The organism is Cellulomonas avistercoris (genome assembly GCF_014836445.1).
GTDB classification, from domain to species: Bacteria; Actinomycetota; Actinomycetes; order Actinomycetales; family Cellulomonadaceae; genus Cellulomonas; species Cellulomonas avistercoris.
The window spans coordinates 1-23,956 of the sequence record NZ_JACSQV010000025.1 but is presented as its reverse complement, the minus strand read 5'-3'; the positions used below and the strand labels follow the sequence as shown (position 1 = coordinate 23,956).

General features: G+C 75.4%; 19 protein-coding genes and 1 riboswitch. Of the genes, 14 read left to right on the top strand and 5 right to left on the bottom strand.

Going from position 1 to position 23,956, the window contains the following annotated elements; genetic code table 11:
• Positions 1 to 36: 36 nt before the first annotated feature.
• From H9657_RS18515 to H9657_RS18495, 5 genes are all read right to left on the bottom strand, one after another.
• Positions 37 to 2,253 carry an AAA family ATPase gene (locus H9657_RS18515; RefSeq protein ID WP_191784914.1) on the bottom strand — a complete coding sequence of 739 codons (2,217 nt, stop codon included), beginning with the start codon at positions 2,251 to 2,253 and terminating at the stop codon, positions 37 to 39.
• Positions 2,253 to 3,422, bottom strand: coding sequence for an exonuclease SbcCD subunit D (locus tag H9657_RS18510; protein ID WP_191784913.1), 1,170 nt, complete (start codon positions 3,420 to 3,422; stop codon positions 2,253 to 2,255). The genes H9657_RS18515 and H9657_RS18510 overlap by 1 nt, the downstream gene beginning before the upstream one ends.
• Positions 3,423 to 3,477: 55 nt before the next feature.
• On the bottom strand, positions 3,478 to 3,828 hold the full coding sequence (locus H9657_RS18505) for an STAS domain-containing protein (protein ID WP_191784912.1): 351 nt from the start codon (positions 3,826 to 3,828) through the stop codon (positions 3,478 to 3,480).
• 154 nt (positions 3,829 to 3,982) lie between these two features.
• The gene (locus H9657_RS18500; protein WP_318241604.1) at positions 3,983 to 4,501 is read right to left on the bottom strand and encodes an aminoacyl-tRNA deacylase; all 519 of its coding nucleotides are present in this window, start codon (positions 4,499 to 4,501) and stop codon (positions 3,983 to 3,985) included.
• Positions 4,502 to 4,566: 65 nt separating this feature from the next.
• Positions 4,567 to 4,884 carry a hypothetical protein gene (locus tag H9657_RS18495; protein ID WP_191784911.1) on the bottom strand — a complete coding sequence of 106 codons (318 nt, stop codon included), beginning with the start codon at positions 4,882 to 4,884 and terminating at the stop codon, positions 4,567 to 4,569.
• A 457-nt stretch (positions 4,885 to 5,341) separates the two neighbouring features.
• Here H9657_RS18495 and H9657_RS18490 point away from each other — a divergent pair, with 457 nt between their 5' ends.
• The 14 genes from H9657_RS18490 (at position 5,342) to H9657_RS18425 (ending at position 23,708) form a co-directional block, all read left to right on the top strand.
• Positions 5,342 to 7,153, top strand: coding sequence for a lipase family protein (locus H9657_RS18490; RefSeq protein ID WP_318241603.1), 1,812 nt, complete (start codon positions 5,342 to 5,344; stop codon positions 7,151 to 7,153).
• A gap of 152 nt (positions 7,154 to 7,305) precedes the next feature.
• On the top strand, positions 7,306 to 8,034 hold the full coding sequence (locus H9657_RS18485; protein WP_191784910.1) for a DUF1361 domain-containing protein: 729 nt from the start codon (positions 7,306 to 7,308) through the stop codon (positions 8,032 to 8,034).
• 36 nt (positions 8,035 to 8,070) lie between these two features.
• Entirely contained in the window at positions 8,071 to 8,568 is a 498-nt protein-coding gene (locus H9657_RS18480; RefSeq protein ID WP_191784909.1) for a transporter substrate-binding domain-containing protein, read from the top strand.
• Positions 8,565 to 9,566 (top strand): cation transporter, encoded by a 1,002-nt coding sequence (locus H9657_RS18475; RefSeq protein WP_191784908.1) that lies wholly within the window; start codon positions 8,565 to 8,567, stop codon positions 9,564 to 9,566. The genes H9657_RS18480 and H9657_RS18475 overlap by 4 nt, the downstream gene beginning before the upstream one ends.
• Positions 9,567 to 9,762: 196 nt before the next feature.
• Positions 9,763 to 14,223 (top strand): ATP-dependent RNA helicase HrpA, encoded by a 4,461-nt coding sequence (gene hrpA, locus H9657_RS18470; RefSeq protein ID WP_191784907.1) that lies wholly within the window; start codon positions 9,763 to 9,765, stop codon positions 14,221 to 14,223.
• A 168-nt stretch (positions 14,224 to 14,391) separates the two neighbouring features.
• Positions 14,392 to 15,528: an IS110 family RNA-guided transposase gene (locus H9657_RS18465; RefSeq protein ID WP_318241602.1), complete on the top strand. Its 1,137-nt coding sequence runs from the start codon at positions 14,392 to 14,394 to the stop codon at positions 15,526 to 15,528.
• Between the two features lie 124 nt (positions 15,529 to 15,652).
• Positions 15,653 to 16,357 carry an MSMEG_4193 family putative phosphomutase gene (locus H9657_RS18460; protein WP_191784906.1) on the top strand — a complete coding sequence of 235 codons (705 nt, stop codon included), beginning with the start codon at positions 15,653 to 15,655 and terminating at the stop codon, positions 16,355 to 16,357.
• A 19-nt stretch (positions 16,358 to 16,376) separates the two neighbouring features.
• A complete protein-coding gene (locus H9657_RS18455; RefSeq protein ID WP_191784905.1) occupies positions 16,377 to 16,931 on the top strand; it encodes a DUF3090 domain-containing protein in 555 nt (184 codons plus the stop codon).
• A complete protein-coding gene (locus H9657_RS18450) occupies positions 16,928 to 17,701 on the top strand; it encodes an SCO1664 family protein (RefSeq protein ID WP_191784904.1) in 774 nt (257 codons plus the stop codon). The genes H9657_RS18455 and H9657_RS18450 overlap by 4 nt, the downstream gene beginning before the upstream one ends.
• Before the next feature lie 109 nt (positions 17,702 to 17,810).
• On the top strand, positions 17,811 to 18,407 hold the full coding sequence (locus H9657_RS18445; RefSeq protein ID WP_191784903.1) for a DNA-3-methyladenine glycosylase I: 597 nt from the start codon (positions 17,811 to 17,813) through the stop codon (positions 18,405 to 18,407).
• 51 nt (positions 18,408 to 18,458) lie between these two features.
• Positions 18,459 to 18,677, top strand: a complete 219-nt coding sequence (locus tag H9657_RS18440; RefSeq protein ID WP_191784902.1) for a hypothetical protein — start codon at positions 18,459 to 18,461, stop codon at positions 18,675 to 18,677.
• A 164-nt stretch (positions 18,678 to 18,841) separates the two neighbouring features.
• Positions 18,842 to 18,948: riboswitch (SAM riboswitch) on the top strand.
• A gap of 64 nt (positions 18,949 to 19,012) precedes the next feature.
• Positions 19,013 to 20,104 (top strand): methylenetetrahydrofolate reductase, encoded by a 1,092-nt coding sequence (locus H9657_RS18435; RefSeq protein ID WP_191784915.1) that lies wholly within the window; start codon positions 19,013 to 19,015, stop codon positions 20,102 to 20,104.
• Positions 20,101 to 22,452, top strand: a complete 2,352-nt coding sequence (metE, locus tag H9657_RS18430) for a 5-methyltetrahydropteroyltriglutamate--homocysteine S-methyltransferase (protein ID WP_191784901.1) — start codon at positions 20,101 to 20,103, stop codon at positions 22,450 to 22,452. The genes H9657_RS18435 and metE overlap by 4 nt, the downstream gene beginning before the upstream one ends.
• 101 nt (positions 22,453 to 22,553) lie before the next feature.
• The gene (locus H9657_RS18425) at positions 22,554 to 23,708 is read left to right on the top strand and encodes a MalY/PatB family protein (protein WP_191784900.1); all 1,155 of its coding nucleotides are present in this window, start codon (positions 22,554 to 22,556) and stop codon (positions 23,706 to 23,708) included.
• Positions 23,709 to 23,956: the final 248 nt, after the last annotated feature.

The following is a 23,956-nucleotide window of genomic DNA, read 5'->3' as shown; positions in this document are numbered from 1 at the left end:
CCGGGGCCCGGGCATGGTCGCGACGGTCGCCGCGGGCTACCCCGGCCCGGCCGTGCTCGGCGTGGCGGCGGCCTGGCGGGCGCGGGCGTCGAGTGCGGCGTGCCGGGCCGCGACGGTCGGGTGCCCGTCGCGGGCCTCCACGACCTCGGCCTCGGTGCGGCTCAGCGCGTCGCGCTCCGTCTCCAGCGTCAGCTCGGCGCCGTGCAGCTGGGCGAGGACCTCGTCGCGCACCTGCTCGCGGCGTCGCGTCGCGGCGTCGTGGTCCGCGATCCGTCCGTCCAGGTCGGTGACCTGCGCAGTCGCGGCGGTGACGGCGGCGACCGCGTCCTGCGCGGTGCGCAGCGCGTCGGCCGCGGTGGTGGCGTCGTGGTCGCCCGTGCGGGCGGCGAGGCCGTCGACCCGCTCGGCGAGCCGGGCGGCGCGCGCGCCCGCGGCGGCCAGCGCGGCCTCGGCCGCGGCTCGCACCTGCTCAGCCGCCTGCACCTGCTCGGCCGTCACGTGGTCGGCCCCGACGGACGCGGGCGCCGGGTGCTCGCACGCCCCGCACACGGGGCACGCGTCGCCGTCGACGAGGCCGGCGGCCAGCTCACCGGCGAGCCCCGCGACCCGTGCCGTGCGCAGCGCGGCCTCGGCCGTGACCGCCGCCTGCGCGGCACCGGCCGCCGCGGCGACCTCGCCCTGCGCCGCGGCGAGCTCGGCGCGCGCCGCACCCAGCGCCGCGACGTCCGCGACGAGGACGCGGGCCGCGGCGCACGCCGTCTCGGCGGCGTCCGCCTGTGCCGCGCGCAGGCGCGCGTCGTCCCGCTCCTGCTCGAGGGTCGCACGCTCCGCGGGCCGTCCGGCGAGCCACACGGCGGCCGCCTCGACCTCGGCACGCAGGTCGTCGAGGACCGCCGCGAGCTCGCGCACCGCGCGGCGGCGCCCGTTCAGCCCCGCCTCGGCCTCCACGGTCCGGCGCAGACCGGCCGCCGCGTCGGCCGCCGCCGCCCGCTCCGCCCGCAGGTGGGGACGCCAGGCGTCGAGGACGTCCGCGAGGTCGTCGCGGTCCGGTCCCCCGGCCGCACCGGGCTCCGCACCGCGCCCGGGCACGAGGGCCTCGACGAGCGCCGCGACGTCCTGGCCCGCCGGCAGCAGGTCCCCCGGGGCGGCGTCCGACGCCGCGACGAGCGCCTTGGCCGCCGCCTCGTGCGCCGTCCACGCGTCCTGCCACCCCGTGAGCAGCGGACGCACGGCCGCCGCGGCGCGTCCCCGCGCGAGGCGTCGGACGTCGTCCTCGTGCCGGCCCGCCGCCGCCTCGAGCGCCGTCCGCTCGGCGCGCAGCGCGTCCCGGCGCGCGGCGAGCGTGGCCGTCGCGCGCGCGTGCTCGAGCTCGGCGCGCGCGGCGTCCCACGTCGTGCGCGCGGCGGCGGCCTCGTGCGCCAGCGCGTCCGCCGCGGCGTCCAGGCCCGCGGTCGTCGCGACGACCACCTGCGCGACGCGCTCGGCGACCGGCGTGCCCACGAGGGCCTCGTCGAGCGCGCCCCGGACCTCGGCCTGCTCGTCGGGCCCCAGCGCGCACGCGCCGAGCAGGTGCGCGACCGCCTCCCCCAGGTGCGCGCGGGATGCCTCGACCGTCCTGGCGGCCTGGGCACGCAGCGCGGCGAGACGCTGCTGCATCTGCTCGTAGACCTCGGTCCCGAAGATCTTCTGCAGCAGGACGCGCCGCTCCTCGCCGCCCGCGCGCAGGAACCGCGCGAACTCGCCCTGCGGCAGCACGACGGTCTGGACGAACTGCTGACGGTCCAGCCCGACGACCCGCTGCAGCTCGGCCCCCACCTCGTCCAGGCGCGTGCCGAGCAGCGTGCCGACGCCGTCGAGGCCCTCGGGCGCCGCTGCCAGGTCGACGTCGGCGGGCAGGCGCCACGCCTTCACGCTCGCCTGGGCGGTGGTCGTGCCGGTGCCGCGACGCTTGGCCCGCTGGTACGCCGGCGTGCGACGCACGCGGTAGACCCCGGAGGGCACCTCGAAGACGAGGTCGACGACGCTCTCCACGTCGTCGGCCGCGTACGCGGAGCGCAGCCGCTCGTCCGACGCGTCGGCGCCGGCGACCTTGCCGTACAGCGCGAACACGACCGCGTCGATGAGCGTGGACTTGCCGGAGCCCGTCGGCCCCTCGAGCAGGAACAGGCCCGACGCGCCGAGCGCGTCGAGGTCGACGGTGTGCCGGGCGGCGAACGGCCCGATGGCCTGGACGGTGAGGGAGCGCAGGTGCATCAGGCGCTCCGCTCGGCGGCGATGACGTGCTCGTGCGCGGCGCGCAGCACCTGCGCCTCGGCGTCCGTCGGTCGCGCGCCCGTCACGTGCGCCACGAAGTCGGCGGCGACCACGACGGGGTCGGCGGCGGCGGTCACCAGGACGGGCCGCGTGCGCTCCTCGTCCGGGCGCTCGGGCCGGTGCTGCACGACCAGCGCGTGCGCGAACCGCTGCCGGACGCGACGGAAGAGGTCCGCCGGCCGCGCGGCGTCGGTGACGGTCACGCGCACCCAGTCCTCGACGTGCGGCTCGCCGGCCGGCCCCAGCAGGTCGTCGAGCGTGCCCGTCACGTCCGTCAGGCGGCGCGGGACGGGGGCCGGCAGGAGGGTCGTCGTCGGCGCGTCGCCCGACAGGTCCACGAGGACCGAGGACTTGGCGTGGTGCTGCTCGGAGAACGAGTAGGCCAGCGGCGAGCCCGAGTACCGCAGGACCGTGCCGGCCGGCCCCTGGACGACCTGCGGGCCGTGCAGGTGGCCCAGCGCGACGTAGTCCGCACCCGCGAACACGTCGGCCGCCACGTGGTCGACGCCGCCCACCCGGATGTCCCGCTCCGACTCGCTGGCCCGGCCCCCGACGACGAAGGCGTGCGCGGCGACCACGACGCGCGGCCGCTCACCGCCCCGCCGCGCCGCGACGTCCGCCCGCACCCGGGTCATCGCGGCGTCCGTGACGGCCTGGTGCGACCGGGCGAGGAGCCCGCGGGCACCATCGGCGCCGACGGGCGCGAGCTCCGCGCGGCAGACGTCGGGGTCCAGGTACGGCAGCCCGTAGACCAGCGCGCCCGCGACCTCGACCGGCTCCGCCAGCGACGCGACGCGCGTGCGCAGCCGCACCCGCTCGCGCATGAGCGCCGACCCGAACCCGAGGCGCGTGGCCGAGTCGTGGTTGCCCGACGTGACGACGACCGTCGTGTGCTCCGCGAGCCGCGCGAGCGTGTCCGACAGCAGCGTCACGGCCTCGACCGGCGGGATCGCCCGGTCGTACACGTCACCGGCGACGACGACCGCGTCGACCTGCTCCGAGCGCGCGACGTCGACCAGGTGGTCCAGGTAGGACGCCTGGTGGTCCAGCAGGTCGACCCCGTGCAGGGTCCGGCCCAGGTGCCAGTCCGACGTGTGCAGCAACCGCATGCCCGGAACGTAACCGAGCCCTCCGACATCGCCGCGGTCGACCCGCGACGGGGCCTCAGACGTCGTCGGGGATCGCGCTGCCCACGCCGACCATGTCGAGCAGGTCCCGCAGGACGCGGTGCGGGTCGTGCAGCGTCAGCTCGACGCCCGCCTCCGAGGCGGCCAGGTGCAGCTGCAGCACGAACGCCACGCCCGAGGAGTCGACGAACGTCGCGGCGCTCGAGTCGACGAGCAGGGGCAGGCCGCTCATGAGAGCGATCCCCATCGCCGCCGACGCGGACTGCCGCAGGGACGCGTCGATCTCGCCGACGAGACAGACCACGGCCCGACCGTCACGGTGCTCGACGCGGATCTCGTGGTCCGCGGGCTCCGGGGTGCGCTCGATCGCAGCGGTCAGCTCGCTCATGGGCGTTCGGGCTCCTCGTGCCTCGGGCGGTACGTCGTCGTACCGGGGTGCGACGGGCGGGACGAAAACTACCCATCCCCACCGACATCGGCGCGGCGAGCGGGCTCCTCCCGCCTCACAACGTGCACCCCGGCGCGCGTGTTCCCCGGTGGCGTCAGCCGGCCTCGCTGACGTCCGCGACGGTCGCCCCCAGCGCACGCACGAGGTCGTCGGTCGCCAGCTCGATCCCCACGCCGTGCCCGCCCCCGCCGATGGACACGCGGCGTCCGGCCGCGCGGGCGTCCACGACGACCGGCCACGTGCGCGTCGTCCCGAACGGCGTGATGGTGCCGCGCTCGAACCCCGTGACGTCCTTGGCGACCGACGCGTCGGGCATCGACAGCCGGCTCACGCCGAGCAGCGCGCGCAGCCGGGGCCACGAGATGGTCCGGTCGCCCGGCAGCAGGACGAGCAGGAAGTCGTTCTCGCCGCGCCGCACCACGATCGTCTTGACGAGGTCGGCCGGTTCGATGCCCCGTGCGGCGGCGGCCTCCACGAGCGAGCCGACGCGCCCGTGCCGCGTGCGCACGTAGGGGACGCCCGACGCCTCGAGCGCCTCCACCGTGCGCCGCTCGCCGTCGGTGCGCAGCTCGTCGTCGGGGGCGGCCGTGGGTGCGGGGGTCGCGTCGCTCACGCGTCCACGGTAGCCACCGGTGCGCCGGCGCGCGGGCCCGCGCGGGTGACGGGCGTCGCGACGGGTCAGACGAGCGCGACGACGAGCGCGACGACCGACCCCAGGGACGGCACGGCGACCCCGGCGAGCACCCACCACCGCCGGGACCCCGGGCTCACCGCCGGGTCCTGCGCGGCCGCCTCGTGACGCGTGGCGAAGGCGTTCAGCCAGTCCTGCTCGGGGGTCCAGCGCTGCTCCGGCGCCGGCATCGGGTCGGGGATCCACTCCTCCTGCGGCACCCAGTGCGCGGGCAGGGGCCGTGCGGGGCCGCCGCCGGCGTCCCGGGCGGCGGACGGGTGGTCCTCGGGCCCGCGACGACGTGCCGCCGGCTGCCGCCCGCTCACGTCGGCCCACGGGTCGGGACCGGACGACGGGTCGGGACCGGAGGACGGAGCGGGGCCCGACGACCGAGCAGGGCCCGACGACGGAGCAGGGCTCGACGACCGAGCAGGACCGGACGACGGAACCGGACCGGACGACGGAGCAGGACCGGACGACGGAGCCGCGACCGCCCGGACGAGCGCGCGCCGGACGTCGTTGGCCCACTGGAGGCCGTGAGCGTCGCGCGGCTGCTGCGGGCCCGGACCGGGAGGTGGCCACGGTTGCTCGAGCACGTGCCCTCCCGTCGTCGGCGTCGGTGGATCCGGACGAATCGCCCAGGTGCCCATCCTGCACTGCCGCGAGCGCCGACGTGACGTCGTTCACCCCATGGGGTGAGGACCTTCTCATCGAGCGGGCCCGGCCGGTCGCCGGTCGGCCCGATGGCGTCCGGGGCCGTCGGCCGTCGGTACCGTCGTCGTCGTGACGGGGGCGGCGGACGAGCGCAGGATGGCGGCGGTGCGCCGGTGGTCGCTGCTCGTCGTGTCGGTCCTCGCCGTGCCCGTCGGCGCGCTGCTCGCGCTGCGGCCGTTCGCGTCGCTCGGGGTGCTGGTCGTCGGGGTCGTCGCGGGGCTCGTCGTGCTGGGCGCCGTGCGGCTCGTGGCGGACCGCCCCGCGGCAGCCGACCGGGATGCACCCGACGCCGCCGAGCCGCCCCCGACCCCGCCGCGCTGGTGGTGGGCCCCCGGGTGCGCGTACCTGGCCGCGGCCGCCGTCGTGCTGCTGTGGCCCGGCCCGACGATCCGCGTGCTCGCCGTCGCGGTGGGCCTGGTCCTCGTCGCCGACGGCGTGCTCGACGTGCTCGCGGCGCGCGGTGCCCGCGGCACGGCCCGCGCCGGCGCGCTGCTGTCCGGTGCCACGTCGGTGCTGCTCGGCGCGCTCGCGCTGGCGTGGCCGGACGTCACCGTGCTCGTCGTCGCCGTGCTCTTCGGGGCCCGCGTGCTGCTCGCGGGGCTCCGCGGCGTCGGGGCCGCGCTGGGCCGCGGACGCACGCCGCGCCCGTCGGTTGCGGACCGCCGCGCCCGCCCGGGGACGTGGCGGCTGGTCGGCCAGGTCGCCGCCCTCGTCGTGACGCTCGCGCTGACCGCCGCCGGCATCGGCATCGAGCGCGCCGCGCACGAGCCCGACGACTTCTACGCGACGCCGGCCGACGTGCCGGACGCCCCGGGCCGGCTGCTGCGCAGCGCCGCGTTCACGTCCTCCGAGGTCCCGCCCGACGCCCTCGCGTGGCGCATCCTCTACACGACGACCCGGGTCGACGGCTCGCCGACCGTCGCCTCCGGCCTCGTCCTGGCCCCGCGCACCGCCACGGGCGCGGCAGCACGGCCCGCCGACGTCGTCGCGTGGGCGCACGGCACGACGGGTGTCACGCCGGGGTGCGCGCCGTCCGTGCTGCCCGACGGCCTCGCCGCCGGCGCCATGTTCGTCGCGGACGACGTGCTCGCCCGCGGGTGGGCGGTCGTCGCGACGGACTACGCCGGGCTCGGGACCGACGGCCCGCACGCGTACCTCGTCGGGGAGCCCGCGGCCCACGACGTGCTCGACGCCGTCCGCGCCGCGCACGAGCTCGACGACGTCGCGCTCAGCGACCGGCACGTCGTGTGGGGGCACTCGCAGGGTGGTGGCGCGGCCCTGTGGACGGGGATCGTCGCACCGGACTACGCCCCCGACGTGGACCTGCTGGGCGTCGCCGCGCTGGCGCCCGCGTCGAACCCGTCGGCGCTGCTCGCGCACCTGCCCGAGGTCTCGGTGGGCGCCCTGTTCGCCGCCTACCTGGCGCAGGGGTACACGGCGACGTACCCGGACGTGCGGCTCGACGACGTCGTGCGGCCCGGTGCGCGCGTCATCGTGCGGGAGATGGCGCACCGCTGCCTCGCCGAGCGGGGCGTCGTCGTGTCCGCGCTCACGGCGCTGCTGCTGGACCAGCCGGTGTGGGCGCACGACGACCCGTACACCGGCGCCTTCGGCGCGCGGCTCGACGAGAACGTGCCGGACGGCGCGATCGACGCGCCGCTGCTCGTCGCGCAGGGCACCGCGGACTCGATCGTCGTCGCCTCGGCGCAGGACGCGTACGTGGCCGCCCGCTGCGCCGCGGGGCACGCGGTCGACCACCGCTCGTACCCGGGCCTGGACCACGTCGCCCTGGTGGAGCCGGACTCCCCCCTGATCCCGGCCCTCCTGGCCTGGACCGCGGACCGCTTCGGGGGCGCACCCCCGGTCGACGGCTGCGCCTGAGCCCGGGGTCGCCGCAGAAGTGGTCACACCTGCTCTCTCCGGCACGCGAAGTGGGCACGTCGTCGACCACTTCTCGCGGACGCGCCGGTAGGGGCGCTGCTCCTGGGGGGCCGGGGCGACATGATGGGCGCCTTCGAGTCCAGGGAGGGCGTGTGCTGACGAGCCTCGTCGTGGGGGTCCTGCTGATGAACGTGTTCGCCGCGGCGCTGGTCGTCGCGCGGGCACCGGTCTACCGGACGCGGCTGTACCGGCCGATGCTGCTCAACCTCGTGCTGTCGGCGGCGCCGCTGGTCGTGCTGGGGCTGGCGGTCGTCGTGGTGCTGCCGCTCCTCGTCGTCGGGACGCCCCGGCCCCTGGTGTGGGCGGTCGGCGTGGTGCTCGGGCTCGTGTGGCTGCTGCTGCTGCCGAACTCCGGGTACCTCATCACCGAGCTCAACCTCAACCACCGCCGCGAGGGCGAGCGCGTCCCGGAGTGGTACGACGTGCTGCTCGTGCTGGTCCTCGCGATGTCCGGCGTCCTGACGACCGTGCTCAACGTGTTCCTCGTCGTGCTGGTCGCGCTCGTCGTCGGCAGCGAGGACTCCGCGGCGCCGCTCGACAGCACCCGCGCGCGCGTCCTGGAGGGGGTGCTGCTGCTGCTCGTCGCGTTCGGCATCTACCTCGGCCGGCACGTGCGCCTGAACTCGTGGGACGTCAAGCACCCGCACCACCTGGTCCGCAAGGTCGTGGACCACCTGCGCTCGCCCGGCGCCGTGGGCAACGCGATCGGCTTCACGCTGCTGGGTGCGCTGTTCTTCGGCCTCATGTACCTCGTGATGGTCGGGCCCGTGGTGCGCGGGCTCGTGGACCTCGAGGAGCTGCGGGCGACCATCTCCTCCTGACGTGCAGGAACGCACGCGGTGACGTCCAATGTTGCGATGACGACGACCACGGGACGGCCGGCGGTGACGGCGGCCGCGGCGGTCCTGGCGCTGGGTGTGCTCGCCGGGTGCGGCGTGACCGTGCCCACCGACCCCGACGGCACGCTCGACCGGGTCCGCGGCGGCGAGCTGCGGGTCGGGGTCTCCCCCCACGAGCCGTGGACCGTGCCGGTCCCGGACGGCACGCCGACAGGCCTCGAGGTGGACCTCGTCGAGGGCTTCGCGCAGAGCCTCGACGCCGACGTCGTGTGGACGACCGGCGGTGAGGAGGAGCTCGTCGGGGACCTGGAGCGCGGCGCGCTCGACCTCGTCGTCGGGGGGTTCACGGCGTCGTCGCCGTGGACGTCGAAGGCCGCCGTGACGGTCTCCTACGTCACCGTCACCGACCCCGACGGCAAACCCGAGGGGCACGTCATGCTCACGCCGATGGGCGAGAACGCGTTCCTCGTCGAGCTCGAGCGCTACCTGCTCGACCAGGAGGTGCAGGCACCGTGACCCAGGGAGCCGTCGAGCAGTCCTTCCGGTTCGGCAACACCGAGCTGCCGCCCGACGCGCGCGACGCGGCCCGCAAGGCCAAGCGCCTCGCGTGGCTCACCATCGCGTTCCTCGTCACCGCGGTGACCCTCGTCTACCTCGTCATGGGCAGCTCGCAGGCCATGAAGGCGGCCTGGGCGGAGGACCTGCTGTCGTTCATCCCGCCGATCGCGTTCCTCGTGGCGCTGCGCGTGACGGGCCGGGTCCCCAGCGAGAAGCACCCCTACGGCTACCACCGGTCCGTCGGCATCGGGCACCTGGTCGCCGCGACGGCGCTGCTGACGATGGGTGCGTTCCTGGTGTTCGACTCGGTGTCCGGGTTGCTGGCCGGCGAGCACCCGCCGGTGGGGCTGATCGTGGTGCTGGGCCACGAGATCTGGTCCGGCTGGCTCATGGTGATCGTGCTCGCGTACACCTGCGTGCCCGCCGTGCTGCTGGGACGGGCCAAGATGCCGCTGGCCGAGCAGCTGCACGACCGTGTGCTGCACGCCGACGCCGACATGAACAAGGCCGACTGGATGACGGGCGTCGGCGGGATCGTCGGCGTGCTGGGCATCGGCGTCGGGCTGTGGTGGGCGGACTCGGCGGCCGCCCTGTTCATCTCGGCGAGCATCCTCCACGACGGGGTGAAGAACCTGCGCAGCGCCGTGGCGGCACTCATGGACGCCCGCGCGACCACGGTCGACGGGTCGGAGCCGCACCCGCTCGGCGGTGCCATCGACGAGACGCTGCGCGGCCTGGAGTGGGTCGGCAGCGCCGCGTCGCGGGTCCGCGACCAGGGCCACGTGTTCCACGTCGAGGCGTTCGTCGTGGCACGCGACGGCATGCCCACGCAGGAGCAGCTGCAGCAGGCGTGGGACGCGGTCACGGACCTGGACTGGAAGGTCGAGGACCTGGTGGTCGTGCCGGTCGACGAGCTCCCGGAGGAGCTGCTCCCGGGCCTACGCCGCCACCCCTGACCGCCCCGGGGCCGACTGCCCCGGCACACCGGCTCGCCGAGACCGGCCTGGGTCGGCTTCCGGGCGTCGGACGACGACCCACGACGGGCTCGGGGGCGGTTCGTCCCGGCTGGTGGACGTCCGCAGGGCGTCGACCTCACCGACCGACGGGTATCAGCGTGAGCGAACCCGGTGGCGCCTGCGAGGATGGACGGTCGTGAGCACGCCCGAACCCGCCCCGGACACCGCCGCGGCCGCCGACGAGCGCGGCGCGGGCCGTCGTCGTGGCGGTGGCCGGTCCGGCAGGGGTCGTGGCCGCCGGGACGACGCGCGCCGTGGGCGTCGCGACGAGACCTCCCGCACCCGCCGCGCCGACGCCCACCTCACCCGCACCGCCGAGGCGCGCGCGGCCGTCGCCCTCCCGCCGATCGTCTACCCCGAGCAGCTGCCGGTCTCGGCGCGCCGCCAGGAGATCGCGGACGCCCTGCGCGACCACCAGGTCGTCGTCGTCGCGGGCGAGACGGGGTCGGGCAAGACGACGCAGATCCCGAAGATCGCCCTCGAGCTCGGCCGCGGGCGCGCCGGCCAGATCGGGCACACGCAGCCCCGGCGGATCGCGGCGCGCACGGTCGCCGAGCGCATCGCGGACGAGCTGAACGTCCCGCTCGGCGGCGTCGTCGGGTACCAGGTGCGGTTCACGGACGAGTCCAGCGACTCGACGCTGGTCAAGGTGATGACCGACGGCATCCTGCTCGCGCAGATCCAGCGCGACCCGATGCTGCGGATGTACGACACGCTCATCATCGACGAGGCGCACGAGCGCAGCCTCAACATCGACTTCATCCTCGGATACCTCACGCGGCTGCTGCCGCAGCGGCCGGACCTCAAGCTCGTCATCACGTCGGCGACGATCGACTCCGACCGGTTCGCACGCCACTTCGCGGGCCCGCCGACCGAGGAGCACCCCGACGGCGTCCCCGCGCCGGTCGTCGAGGTCAGCGGCCGCACCTACCCCGTCGAGATCCGCTACCAGCCCCTGTCCCCCGACGACGGCCCGGACCGCGACATGGTCACGGGCATCACGGAGGCCGTCGACGAGCTCATGGCCGAGGGGCCGGGCGACATCCTGGTGTTCCTGTCCGGCGAGCGGGAGATCCGCGACGCGGAGGACGCGCTGCGCGGGTCGCTCGGGCCGCGCGTGGACCCGAAGCACCCCAACGGCGTCGACATCGTGCCGCTGTACGCGCGACTGTCGGCCGCCGAGCAGCGCCGCGTCTTCGAGGCGCACACCCGCCGCCGCGTCATCCTGGCGACCAACGTCGCCGAGACGTCGCTGACGGTGCCGGGCGTGCGGTACGTCGTCGACCCCGGGACCGCGCGCATCTCGCGGTTCTCCAAGGCGACGAAGGTGCAGCGGCTGCCGATCGAGCCGATCTCGCAGGCGTCGGCCAACCAGCGCTCGGGCCGCTCCGGCCGTGTCGCCCCCGGCATCGCGATCCGGCTGTACAGCGAGGAGGACTTCGAGTCCCGCCCCGAGTACACCGAGCCGGAGATCCTGCGGACGTCGCTCGCGTCGGTGATCCTGCAGATGATCGCGGTGGGCGTCGTGACGTCCCCCGACGAGGTCGTGGACTTCCCGTTCGTCGACCCGCCGGACGTGCGCTCGGTGCGCGACGGCGTCGCGCTACTGACCGAGCTGCACGCGCTCGAGGTCGTCCACGGGCGCACCCGCCTCACCGAGACGGGCCGCCAGCTGGCGCAGCTGCCCATCGACCCGCGCCTGGCGCGCATGGTCGTCGAGGCCGGGCGCCGCGGCGTCGCGCGCGAGGTGCTCGTCATCGCCGCCGCGCTGTCGATCCAGGACCCGCGCGAGCGGCCCGCCGAGTCCCGCGAGACGGCCGACGCGCTGCACCGACGCTTCGCCGACCCGTCGTCGGACCTGCTGTCCTACCTCAACCTGTGGACCTACCTGCGCGAGCGCCAGCGCGAGCTGTCCGGGTCCGCGTTCCGGCGCATGTGCAAGTCCGAGCACCTGCACCACCTGCGCGTGCGCGAGTGGCAGGACGTCGTCACGCAGCTGCGCGAGATGGCCAAGGGCCTCGGCGTCGACGCCAAGGGCGCCCCCACGCCCACGTCGTCCGACGCCCCCGCGGCCGACGGGCACGGGCGCGACGGTCGCCGCGACGGCGGGCGGCACGTCCCCACCGGTGCGCCGACGCAGGAGGCGACCGCCGGCACCGCCCCGGACGCCGTGCAGACGCGCTGGACGTGGGACGGCGACGCGATCCACCGCGCGATCCTGCCCGGCCTGCTGTCCCAGATCGGCATGCAGGTCGTCACCGACGTCGCCGCCGGCAACCCGCCCAAGGGCCGCGACGGCAAGCCCCGCAAGCCCGACGCGCGCGCCCGCAACGAGTACCTGGGGGCCCGCGGCGCACGGTTCGCGATCTTCCCGGGGTCGGGCCTGGCCCGCCGCCCCCCGTCGTGGGTCATGGCGGCCGAGCTCGTCGAGACGTCCCGGCTGTGGGCGCGCGACGTCGCGCGCGTCGACCCCGACTGGGTCGAGGAGGCCGCGGCGCACCTCGTCAAGCGCACCTACTCCGAGCCCGCGTGGTCGACGCGGCAGGGCGCGGCGACGGTCAACGAGAAGGTGCTGCTCTACGGCGTGCCGGTCGTGGCGCAGCGCCGGTCGCTGCTGGCCAAGGTCGACCCCGAGCAGGCGCGCGAGCTGTTCATCCGGCACGCGCTGGTGCAGGGCGAGTGGACGACGCACCACACGTTCTTCCACGAGAACCGCCGCCTGCTCGACGAGGCCGAGGCGCTCGAGGCCCGCGCGCGGCGCCGCGACCTCGTCGTCGACGACGACGCGCTGTACGACTTCTACGACGCGCGGATCCCGCCCGAGGTCGTGTCCGCACGCCACTTCGACACCTGGTGGAAGTCCGCGAAGCGTGCCGACCCGGAGCTGCTGTCGTTCACGCGCGAGCTGCTGGTCGGCGACGACGCCGCCGAGATCGACGAGCGCGCGTTCCCGTCGCGCTGGCCGCAGGGCGAGCTGTCGTTCCCGCTGACCTACCAGTTCGAGCCCGGCACCGAGGCCGACGGCGTCACGGTCCACATCCCCATCTCCCAGCTGCCGCGCGTGCGGCCCGAGGGCTTCGACTGGATGGTCCCGGGCATGCGCGCCGAGCTGCTGACCGCGACGATCCGTGCGCTGCCCAAGCCGGTGCGCGTGCAGCTCGTCCCGGCACCGGACGTCGCGCGGGCCGTCGACGCGTGGCTCGCCGAGAACTCGGCGTCGTGGGCCGACACCGTGCGCGCCGGCGACGCGGCGCCGTCGTTCCGCGAGATGTTCGCGCGCGCCGTCCGGGCGCTGCGCGACGTCGAGGTGCCCGCCGACGCCGTCGACGAGGACCGGCTGCCCCCTCACCTGCGCATGACGTTCCGTGTCGTCGGGGACCGCGGCGGCGTGATCGACGAGGGCAAGGACCTGCTCGCGCTGCAGCGCCGGCTCGCGGACCGCGCGCAGGACGCGGTCGCGTCCGCGGTGCGCACGGCCGTGCGCGCCGCCATGGAGGAGGCGGCGACCCAGGCGGGCCTCCCCGCCCAGCCCGCTCCCAGCCAGCCTGCCCCCTCCTCCCCCCAGGGCGCGAGAGAGCAATCCAGCCCCTCCGGCACCCCCCGCAAGGGCGCCCCCACCCCAGGCGCCCCCACCCCCGGCACCCCCACCCCCGGCGCGAGAGAGCGATCCGGTACGACCCCCGACCTCGAGCGCACCGGGCTGACCACCTGGCCCGACCTGCCCGGTCCGCTGCCCGACGTCATCGAGGCGGTGACCACCGCGGGCGGCGTCGTGCGCGCCTACCCGACGATCGTCGAGGAGGGCACGGGGCCCCGCGCGACCGTCGCCCTGCGCGTGCTCGCCGACGGTGCCGTGGCGCAGGCCGCCGCGCGGCGCGGGCTGCGGCGCCTCCTGCTGCTCGACGTCGGCCTGGCGACGCCCCGCGTGACGAGCCGCTGGAGCGGCACGCAGGCGCTCGCGCTGGCCGCGTCGCCGTACCGCACCACGGACGCGCTGGTCGCCGACGTGCAGCTCGCGTCCATCGACCGGCTCATGGCTCGCCACCTGCAGGGACGCACCCCGCGCGACGTCCGCGACGCCGACGGCTACGCCGCCCTGCGCGGTGCGGTGCGCGACGCGCTCGAGGACGACGTGCACCGCGTCGTCGCCGACCTCGTCGGGGTCCTGACGGCGTGGCGCGAGCTCGACGCCGACGTGCGCGGGACCAGCAGCCTCGCGCTGCTCGCCACCGCGCAGGACGTCCGCGAGCAGGCGGCAACGCTCGTGCACGACGGGTTCGTGTCGGACGTCGGCGCCGACCGGCTGCCGCAGCTCGTCCGCTACCTGCGCGCGGCCCAGCACCGGCTGGCCAAGGCGGCGGACAACCCGACGCGCGACGCCGACCTCGCGTGGCAGGTGCACGACGTCGAGCAGCTCTACACCGCGGCCCGCGAGCGCGCCGCGACCTCGTCGCACGACCCGGCCCGCGACGCCGCGCTCGACGACGTCCGCTGGCTGCTCGAGGAGCTGCGCGTCAGCCTGTTCGCGCAGCAGCTGGGCACGCCGGTACCGGTGTCGCCGACGCGGATCCGCAAGGCGCTGGCGGCGCTCGGCTGACTGTGAGGATCTCGACGCAGCCTCGTTGAGTGCGGTGGGCTGTGGTCGGTGGCTGCGCGTGTGACCCTTCGTCTGACTGGCGTGATGCCTTCGAGCCGACTTGTCCGCGTGTGGTCGCCGGCCCCGGCCCGACCGGAGTTGCTGGCCTGATCAGGAGCTTGACCGCCCGTGGCTGCGGGCGTGTCCCGTCACAGTCCTGCCGTCTCCAGCCGGACCGGAACCTTCACGTTCCCCCGGATCAAGGAGATGAACGCGATGCCCAGTCTTGCCGAAGTCGTCGATGTCGTCATCGGGGTCGACACCCACAAGCACACCCACACCGCGGTGGTCGTGGACGCCAGGACCGGCGGGGTGCTGGCCGAGCGGACGGTCAGCACCGACGCGAGGGGCTATGCCGAACTGCTCGAGTGGGCGCGGGCACACGGGCCGGCCGTGGCGTGGGCCCTGGAAGGTGCCGGCGGCTACGGCGCCGGCCTGGCCCGCCACCTCCAGGCCGCTGGCCAGCAGGTCCTGGAGCTGGACCGACCGGTGCGTGCGGTGCGCCGTCACGGCGCGAAGTCGGACTCCCTGGACGCTGCCCGGGCCGCCCGTGAGGCGCTGGGTCGGGCGCACCTGGCGCAGGTGAAGAGCGATGGACCACGCGGCCAGCTGGCCGCGTTGATGGCCGCGCGACGCTCGGCGGTCGAGGCCGCCACGCTCGCGCAACGTCAGCTGCACGCGCTGGTGATCGCAGCCCCGGAGGTGCTGCGGGCGATGTTCCGTGGCCAGTCCACCGCGACGATGACCACGACCGCCGCACGGCTGCGCCCACGCGCTGCCTGGGACGGGCACACCGCCACCACCGCCACGGTGCTGCGCGCCTTGGCCCGACGCGTGATCGCGCTGCAGGCCGAGGCTCGCCAGCACGAGCAGGCCATGGCCGTGATCGTGCGGGCCTGGCGCCCGGACCTGCTGACCCAGCCAGGGGTCGGGGTCATCGTCGCGGTGGAGGTCCTGATCAGCTGGTCCCACCCCGGGCGGATCCGCTCCGAGGCCGCGTTCGCGATGCTCGCCGGCACCGCACCCGTCCCGGCCTCCTCGGGACTGCGCACCCGCCACCGGCTCAACCGCTCCGGCGATCGTCAGCTCAACCGCGCCCTGCACGTCGTGGTCCTGTCCCGCACCCGCTACGACCAACGCACCCGCGACTACATCGAACGGCGCCGCCACGAGGGCAAGACCGACCGGGAGATCCGCCGCTGCCTCAAGCGCTACATCGCCCGCGACCTGTTCCGCCAGCTCGAACACCGACCAACGACCGCTTGACGATCCATAGGAGCGTCGGTGCCGGCTGACGACGTCGGGCGACGACGCCGGGTGACGACGCCGGTTGACGACGCCTGCTGACGACGCGGCGGGCACCGGCCGCACGGCTGCCTAGGCTGCGGGCATGGCCACCGTCCTGCTCGTCCGCCACGGCCGCACCGACGCCAACGTCCAGGGAGTCCTGGCGGGGCGCGCCGCCGGGGTGCGGCTCGACGACGTCGGACGCGGGCAGGCCGAGCGCACGGCCGACCGCCTGGCCGTGGTGCCGCTGGCCGGCGTGGTGACGAGCCCGCTGGAGCGGTGCCGCGAGACGTCGGACCTGCTGCGGGCGCGGCAGGGCGGCGCGCCCGGCCTGACGGTCGACGACGGGCTGACCGAGTGCGACTACGGGGACTGGCAGGGCCGCTCCCTGGCCGACCTGGCGCGCGAGGCCCTGTGGTCGACGGTCCAGACGCACCCCGCGGCCGTGACCTTCCCCGGGGGCGAGTCCCTGGCCGCCATGCAGGCCCGGGCCGTGGCGGCGGTGCGGCGGCACGACGCCGCGTTCGAGCAGCAGCACGGCCCCGGGGCCGTCTGGGCGGCCGTGAGCCACGGCGACGTGATCAAGGCGGTGCTGGCCGACGCGCTCGGCATGCACCTCGACCTGTTCCAGCGGCTCGACGTCGGCCCCGCGTCGGTCTCGCTGGTCCGCTACGGGCCGCTGCGGCCGCACGTGATGGCCCTGAACACCCAGGGCGGCGACCTCGGGTGGCTCGCGGCGGCGCGGCCCGCGGACGACGCGCCGGTCGGCGGCGGGGCCGGGCACGACGCGACCGGTGGGACCGTCTGACCCTTCGTACACTCGACGCATGACCGCTCTCGTCCACGAGTACGACTGGCCGGACCGCGTCGTCGTCGGCACCGTGGGCCGCCCCGGCGAGCGAACGTTCTACCTGCAGGTCCGCATGGGCGCCCGCTCCTCGAGCGTCGTGCTGGAGAAGCAGCAGTCCGCGCTGCTCGCCGACCGCATCGAGGAGCTGCTCGACGACCTCGCGACCGACGGGTCCCACCCCGTCACCGTCCCGCGGGAGACCCCGCCCGAGCTCGTCGACGACGACCCGATCGACCCGCCCGTGGACGCGCTGTTCCGCACCGGGACGATGCGTCTGGGCTGGGACCCGCGCACGCTCCAGGTGGTCGTCGAGGCGTTCCCGCTCGAGGAGACGCCGGACGAGCCGGGCGTGCTGCCCGACCTCGACGACGAGCCGCGCGAGGTGCTGCTGGTCCGGATGCCCGTGGGCACCGCGCGCGCCTTCGTCCAGCGGGTCCGGGGCGTCGTGGACGCCGGGCGTCCGACGTGCAGCCGGTGCGGCGAGCCGATCGACCCGGACGGCCACGTCTGCGGATCGCCCGACGGGGCGTGACCCCGGCGAACGACGACCGGGACGGCGACGAGCTGCGGATCGTCGGTCGTCTCACCGCGGCGTCCAACGCGACGTTCGTCGGCACGATCGGCGACGTCACCGTCGTCTACAAGCCGGTGGCGGGCGAGCGGCCGCTGTGGGACTTCCCCGACGGCACGCTGGCCCGACGTGAGGTCGCGGCCTACCTGGTCTCGCAGGCGCTCGGCTGGGACGTCGTGCCGCGCACGTGGTTGCGCGACGGGCCGCTGGGCCCCGGCATGGTGCAGCTCTGGCAGGAGCCCGACCCGGAGCAGGACCCCGTCGACGTCGTGGCGACGTCGGCCGTCCCGGCGCGGGGCTGGTGCACGGTGCTCGAGGGCACCGACGAGCAGGGCCGCCCGGTGGCGGTGGTCCACGAGGACTCGGCCGCGCTGCGCCGCATGGCGGTGCTCGACGTGCTGGTGAACAACGCCGACCGCAAGGGCGGCCACGTGCTGCCCATGACGGACGGGCACCGGTACGGCGTGGACCACGGCGTCACGTTCCACACCGAGCCCAAGCTGCGGACGGTGCTCTGGGGCTGGGTGGGCGCGGAGCTCGACGCGGAGGAGACGGCCGGCGTGCAGCGCGTGCGGTCGGGGGTGGACGGTGGGCTCGGTGAGCAGCTGTCCGCGCTGCTCAGCGCGCCGGAGGTCGACGCGCTCGGGGAGCGGTGCGACCGGCTGCTGCGGACCGGTCGGTTCCCCGCGCCCACGGGTGGGACGTCTCCGGTGCCGTGGCCGCTGTTCTGACCGGATCGTCGCGCACCGAGCGCACCACAGCCCCCGACCGCGGGAGGGTCGTCCACAGGCGGCGGGCCGGGCGGCGCCCGGTGTCGGCGGGCCGCGCCAGACTCGGCCCATGACCTCGACCCCCGCGCCGTTCCGCTGCTTCGGCGGCTCCGACCCGCTCTACGCGGCGTACCACGACGACGAGTGGGGCGTGCCCGTGCACGACGAGCACGCCCTGTACGAGCGGATCTCGCTGGAGGCGTTCCAGTCGGGGCTCGCGTGGATCACCATCCTGCGCAAGCGGCCCGCCTTCCGTGAGGCGTTCGCGGGCTTCGACCCCCGGGTCGTGGCGTCCTACGGCGAGGACGACGTCGCGCGGCTCCTGTCGGACGACCGCATCGTGCGCAACCGCGCCAAGGTCGAGGCGACGATCGCCAACGCCCGCGCGCTGCTCGCGCTGCACGCGTCGGGTCGCACGCTCGACGCGGTGCTGTGGTCGTACGCGCCGGCGCCCCGGCCCAGGCCGCTGACCTGGGCTGACGTCCCTGGCCGCACGCCGGGGTCGGCGGCGCTCGCGAAGGAGCTCAAGAGCCTCGGCTTCCGCTTCGTCGGCCCGACGACGGCGTACGCCGCCATGCAGGCCTGCGGCGTGGTCGACGACCACCTCGCCGACTGCGTCGTCGCGCGCCGGCTGGACGCGGCCGTCGCGGCTACTCCTGCGGAGTGATACAGCCGTCCAGGTCTCCTCAGGGGGACGCCCGAAGGCTAGGGTGCCCACATGAGCGACCACGCTGAGCACGACGGACGGCACGACGCCGTGCGTGCGGCGCACGCGGCGTGGCTGTCCCCCGGTGACCCGGACCCCTTCGTCCTCGAGGCCGTCCAGGACGGCCTGCTGCGGGTCCCGGTCGCAGCGCCCACGTCGTCGTGGTTCGGCCTGCCGCACCAGCGCACGTCGCGCGAGTCGACGTCGCTCCTGCACCGCCGCCGTCGCTGACGCTGCCCCGCTGACGCCGTCGGTCACGGGACGACCCGTCGTCGTCCGCGTCCCGTCGCGCCCGACTCACCGGCGACGCACCGCGCTGCCCACGCATCGGACATCCTGTCTCATCTGTCGGGAGGATCTGTCCGCCATCCGGGCAGCCGGGCTACGATCCTCGGCGACCATCCAGAGCGGCTGAGAGACCTGGCTCGACGACGCCGCAGCAACCCCCCTCCACGCGAGGGTGTGGGTGCTTCCGCCAGGAACGATGGAGTGACGATGAACGTGCGCCCCCGTGCCACCGACCCCTCGTGCGGTACCACCCGCCCGACGACCAGCCCCGCGGCGCGATGAGCGTCGTGGCCGACCTCGAGACCGCTCCCGCCGCGCAGGACACGCCCGCCGAGCGTCCGGTGCGCGCCACGGGCCGACGCGCCGAGCAGGCGGGGGCGCTGGACCGCCCGACCGTCTCGTTCGAGCTGTTCCCCCCGCGCAACCCCGACGCGGCGCCCCGCCTGTGGGCGACCGTGCGCAAGCTCGAGACCGTGGAGCCGGACTTCGTGTCCGTCACCTACGGCGCCTCGGGGCGCACCCGCCAGACCACGCGCGCGCTCGTCCGCCGGCTGCTGCGGGAGACGTCGCTCAACCCGATCGCGCACCTCACCTGCGTCGGGACGTCGCGCGACGAGGTGACCGCGATCGTCGAGGAGTTCCTCGACGAGGGCGTGCGCTCGTTCCTCGCGCTGCGTGGCGACCCGCCGGCGGGAGAGCCCGACTGGCGCCCGCACCCCGACGGCGTCGACACCGCGGCCGAGCTCGTCGAGCTGCTGCGCGACATCGAGAAGCGGCGCTGCGGCCGCAGCGCCGCGCAGGCCGTCCGCGCCCGGGTCCGTCCCCTATCCGTGGCGGTCGCGGCCTTCCCGCGCGGCAACCACGCCACCGGCGGCACGCGGGCGCAGGACGTCCAGGCGCTGCTCGCCAAGCAGGAGGCCGGTGCGGACTTCGCCATCTCGCAGGTCTTCTTCGACGCCGAGGCGTACCTGGGCCTGGTCGCCGAGGCCCGCGAGGCCGGCGTGACGATCCCCATCGTCCCCGGCATCATCCCGACCACCGACCCCGCGCGCCTCGCGCGGGTGCAGGAGCTCACGGGCGTCCCCGTCCCGGACCGTCTGCTCGACCTGCTGGGCGCGACCGACGACCCCGCCGAGCGGCACCGCCGCGGCACCCGGGCGGGCGTCGACCTCGTGAACCGCGTCCTCGACGGCGGCGCGCCGGGCGTCCACGTCTACACGTTCAACAAGCACGAGGCGGCGCTCGACCTGCTCGACGGCGCCGACCTGGTCGGCGGCCGCCGCAGTGCCGTCACCCCCCACGACCTCACCGCGTCCGACGGCAGCCCCGCGGACGCGACCACGACGACACCGCGAGGAAACCTCTCATGACCGAGACCACCACCAGCGCGCCGGCGACCCCGGCCTTCCCCGCAGGCTCCGTCCTCGGCTACCCCCGCATCGGCCCGCGCCGCGAGCTCAAGAAGGCCCTCGAGGCTTTCTGGGCCGGCCGCACGTCGGCGGACGAGGTCGAGGCCGTCGCCGCCGACCTGCGCCGCCGCACCCGCACGCGCCTGGCCGAGCTCGGCCTGGCGACCGACGTCCCCGCCATCCCGAGCGCCTTCTCGTTCTACGACCAGGTCCTCGACGCCACGGCACTCGTCGGCGCGGTCCCGGCCCGCTTCGCGGACCTGCAGGACGCCGAGGGTCGCCTCGACCTCGCCGGCTACTCGACCGTGGCCCGCGGCCGCGGCGACGACCTGCCGCTCGAGATGACCAAGTGGTTCGACACGAACTACCACTACCTCGTGCCGGAGATCGGCCCCGGCACCGCGTTCCGCTACGCGTCCGACCGCCCCGTCGCCGAGTTCGCCGAGGCGCTCGCCGAGGGCGTGCTCACGCGGCCCGTCGTCGTCGGCCCCGTGACGTACCTCGCGCTCGCCAAGCCGACCGAGGACGCCCCGGCCGGGTTCTCGCCGCTCGACCGCCTCGACGACATCCTGCCCGTGTACGTGCGCTTGCTCACCGAGCTCGCCGCCGCGGGTGCCACGTGGGTGCAGATCGACGAGCCCGCCCTGGTCTCCGACTCCGTCGGCGTCTCGCCCGACGTGCTGGCCGAGGCGGCGACCCGCGCGTACCGCGTGCTGGCCACCGAGCTCGCGCGCCCCCAGCGTCCGGCGATCCTGCTCGCCGCGCCGTACGGCGACCTCGGCCCGACGCTGCCCGCGGTCGCGGCCACCGACGTCGAGGGCCTCGCCCTGGACCTCGTGCGCGGCGAGGCGCCCACGGTCGCCGTCACCGGGCTCGCCGGCAAGACGCTCGTCGGCGGCGTGATCGACGGCCACAACATTTGGCGCGCCGACCTCGACAAGAAGCTCGCGATCCTCGAGCAGCTCGAGACCCTCGGTGCGGCCGCCGTGACCGTCGGCACCTCGACGTCCCTGTTCCACGTCCCGCACACCCTCGACGACGAGCCCGCGCTCGACCGCACCCTCGTGCAGTGGCTCGCGTTCGCCGACGAGAAGGTCCGCGAGGTCGCCACGCTCGCCCAGGGCCTGACCGAGGGCCGCGAGGCGATCCGCGAGCAGCTCCTCGCCGCGTCGGACGCCGTGAACAGCCGCACGACGGCCCCCGGGGTCGTGCGCCCCGAGATCCGCGAGCGCGTCGCGGCGCTCACCGACGAGCAGTTCCGTCGCGGCCCGTTCGCCGGGCGCAAGACCGCGCAGGCCGCGCGGCTCCAGCTGCCCGCGCTGCCGACCACGACCATCGGCTCGTTCCCGCAGACGCCGGAGATCCGCAAGGCGCGTGCCGCCTTCGGCAAGGGCGAGCTCACCGCCGAGCAGTACGAGGACGAGATGAAGGCGGAGATCCGCCGCGTCGTCGAGCTGCAGGAGCGGATCGGCCTGGACGTGCTGGTGCACGGCGAGCCCGAGCGCAACGACATGGTCCAGTACTTCGCCGAGAACCTCGACGGGTTCTCTGTGACGCAGAACGGCTGGGTCCAGTCGTACGGGTCGCGCTGCACGCGCCCGTCGATCCTGTGGGGCGACGTGTCGCGCCCGGCGCCCATCACGGTCGCGTGGGCGCAGTACGCGCAGTCGCTGACCGGCAAGCACATGAAGGGCATGCTCACGGGCCCGGTGACGATCCTGGCCTGGTCGTTCGTCCGCGACGACCAGCCGCTCGGCGACACCGCCAACCAGGTGGCGCTCGCCCTGCGCGACGAGATCACCGACCTCGAGGCCGCCGGCATCGCGATCGTCCAGGTCGACGAGCCCGCGATCCGCGAGCTGCTGCCGCTGCGCGAGAAGGACCACGCGGCGTACCTCGACTGGTCGGTGCGCTCGTTCCGGCTCGCGACGGCCGGCGTGCGCGAGGACACCCAGATCCACACGCACCTGTGCTACTCGGAGTTCGGCGAGATCATGGAGGCGATCGACGGCCTCGACGCCGACGTGACGAGCATCGAGGCGGCGCGCTCGAAGATGGAGATCCTCGGCGACATCGCCGCGGCGGGCTACCCGCGGGCCGTCGGGCCCGGCGTGTACGACATCCACTCGCCGCGCGTCCCGTCGCAGGCCGAGGTCACCGAGCTGCTCACCGAGGCGGTCCGCACCATCGACGTCGACCAGCTCTGGGTCAACCCCGACTGCGGCCTCAAGACGCGCCGCTACGAGGAGGTCAACCCCTCCCTCGAGCACCTGGTGGCGGCGACCCGGACGGTCCGCGCGACGCTCTGACGCCCCGCCCGCACGAGCCGAGGCCCCGGCCGCCGCACCCGCGGCGCCGGGGCCTCGGCCATGCCACGCGGCCGACTCACGCCTCGCCTAACCTGCCGTGCATGGGATCCCCGTTCGACGTCACGGTCGCCGAGATGCGTCGGCGCACCTCGCTGAAGTGGCACACGTACCCCGACGACGTGCTGCCCGCGTTCGTCGCGGAGATGGACGTGCGGCCGCTCGACGCCGTGGTCACCGCGGTGACGGGCGCGATGCTGGCGGGTGACACCGGCTACGAGGCGGGTCCCGCGAGCGCGCTCGGGACGGCGTACGCCGAGGCGTTCGCCGGGTTCGCCGCCCGGCAGCACGGCTGGGACGTGCCCGTCGACCGCACGCGGATGGTCCCCGACGTCATGCTGGGGATCGTCGAGGTCGTCGGCGTGCTCTCCGTCCCCGGCGACCGCGTCGTCATCAACCCGCCGGTGTACCCGCCGTTCCGCGCGTTCCTCGAGCACGCGGGACGCCAGGTCGTGACCGCGCCGCTCGCTCCGGACGGGCGTCTGGACCTGGCAGCGCTCGACCGGGCGTTCGCCGGCGCGACGGCGTACCTGCTGTGCCACCCGCACAACCCGACCGGCACGCTGCACACGGCGGACGAGCTGCGGGCCGTCGGCGAGCTCGCGGCACGTCACGGTGTGCGCGTCGTCGCGGACGAGATCCACGCGCCGCTCACGGTGGGCGACGAGCCCTTCGTCCCCACGACGACCGTCATCCTCGACGCGATCTCGCTGCACTCCGCGTCGAAGGCCTTCAACCTCGCGGGTCTCAAGGCGGCCCTGGCCGTCCCCGGGCCGGCCGCCGACGACCTGGCCCGCCTGCCCGAGATCGTGGGGCACGGCGTCAGCCACGTCGCGTCGATCGCCCACCAGGCCGCCTACCGGGAGGGCGACGCGTGGCTCGGGGACGTGCGCGCGGCGGTGCGCGCCAACGGTGACCTCGTCGAGCAGGTGCTCGCCGAGCGGCTCCCGCAGGCCCGTTGGGCGCGGCCGGCGGCGACGTACTTCGCGTGGCTCGACGTGCGGGCGACACCCGCCGTGGTGTCGTCGGGCACCGACCCGGCGCGCCTGCTGCTGCAGCACGGCCGGCTCGCGGTGAACTCCGGGCCGACGTTCGGCCCGCAGGGCGTCGGGCACGTGCGGCTCAACCTCGCGACCTCGCGCGAGATCCTGACCGACGCCCTCGACCGGCTCGCGACGACGCTCGCCGCGCGCCCCTGACGCCCGGGCCGGCGGGCCCAAGAACTGGATTGCTCTCTCACCACCTCAGGGGGTGGATTGCTCTCTCACGACCTCAGGGGGGTGGATTGCTCTCTCACCACCTCAGGGGTGGGTGGATTGCTCTCTCACCACAGGGGTGGATTGCTCTCTCACCACAGGGGTGGATTGCTCTCTCACCACAGGGGTGGATTGCTCTCTCGCCACGGGGTGGGAGGTGTCAGTCGGCGGACGCGGTGCCCTCGATCGGC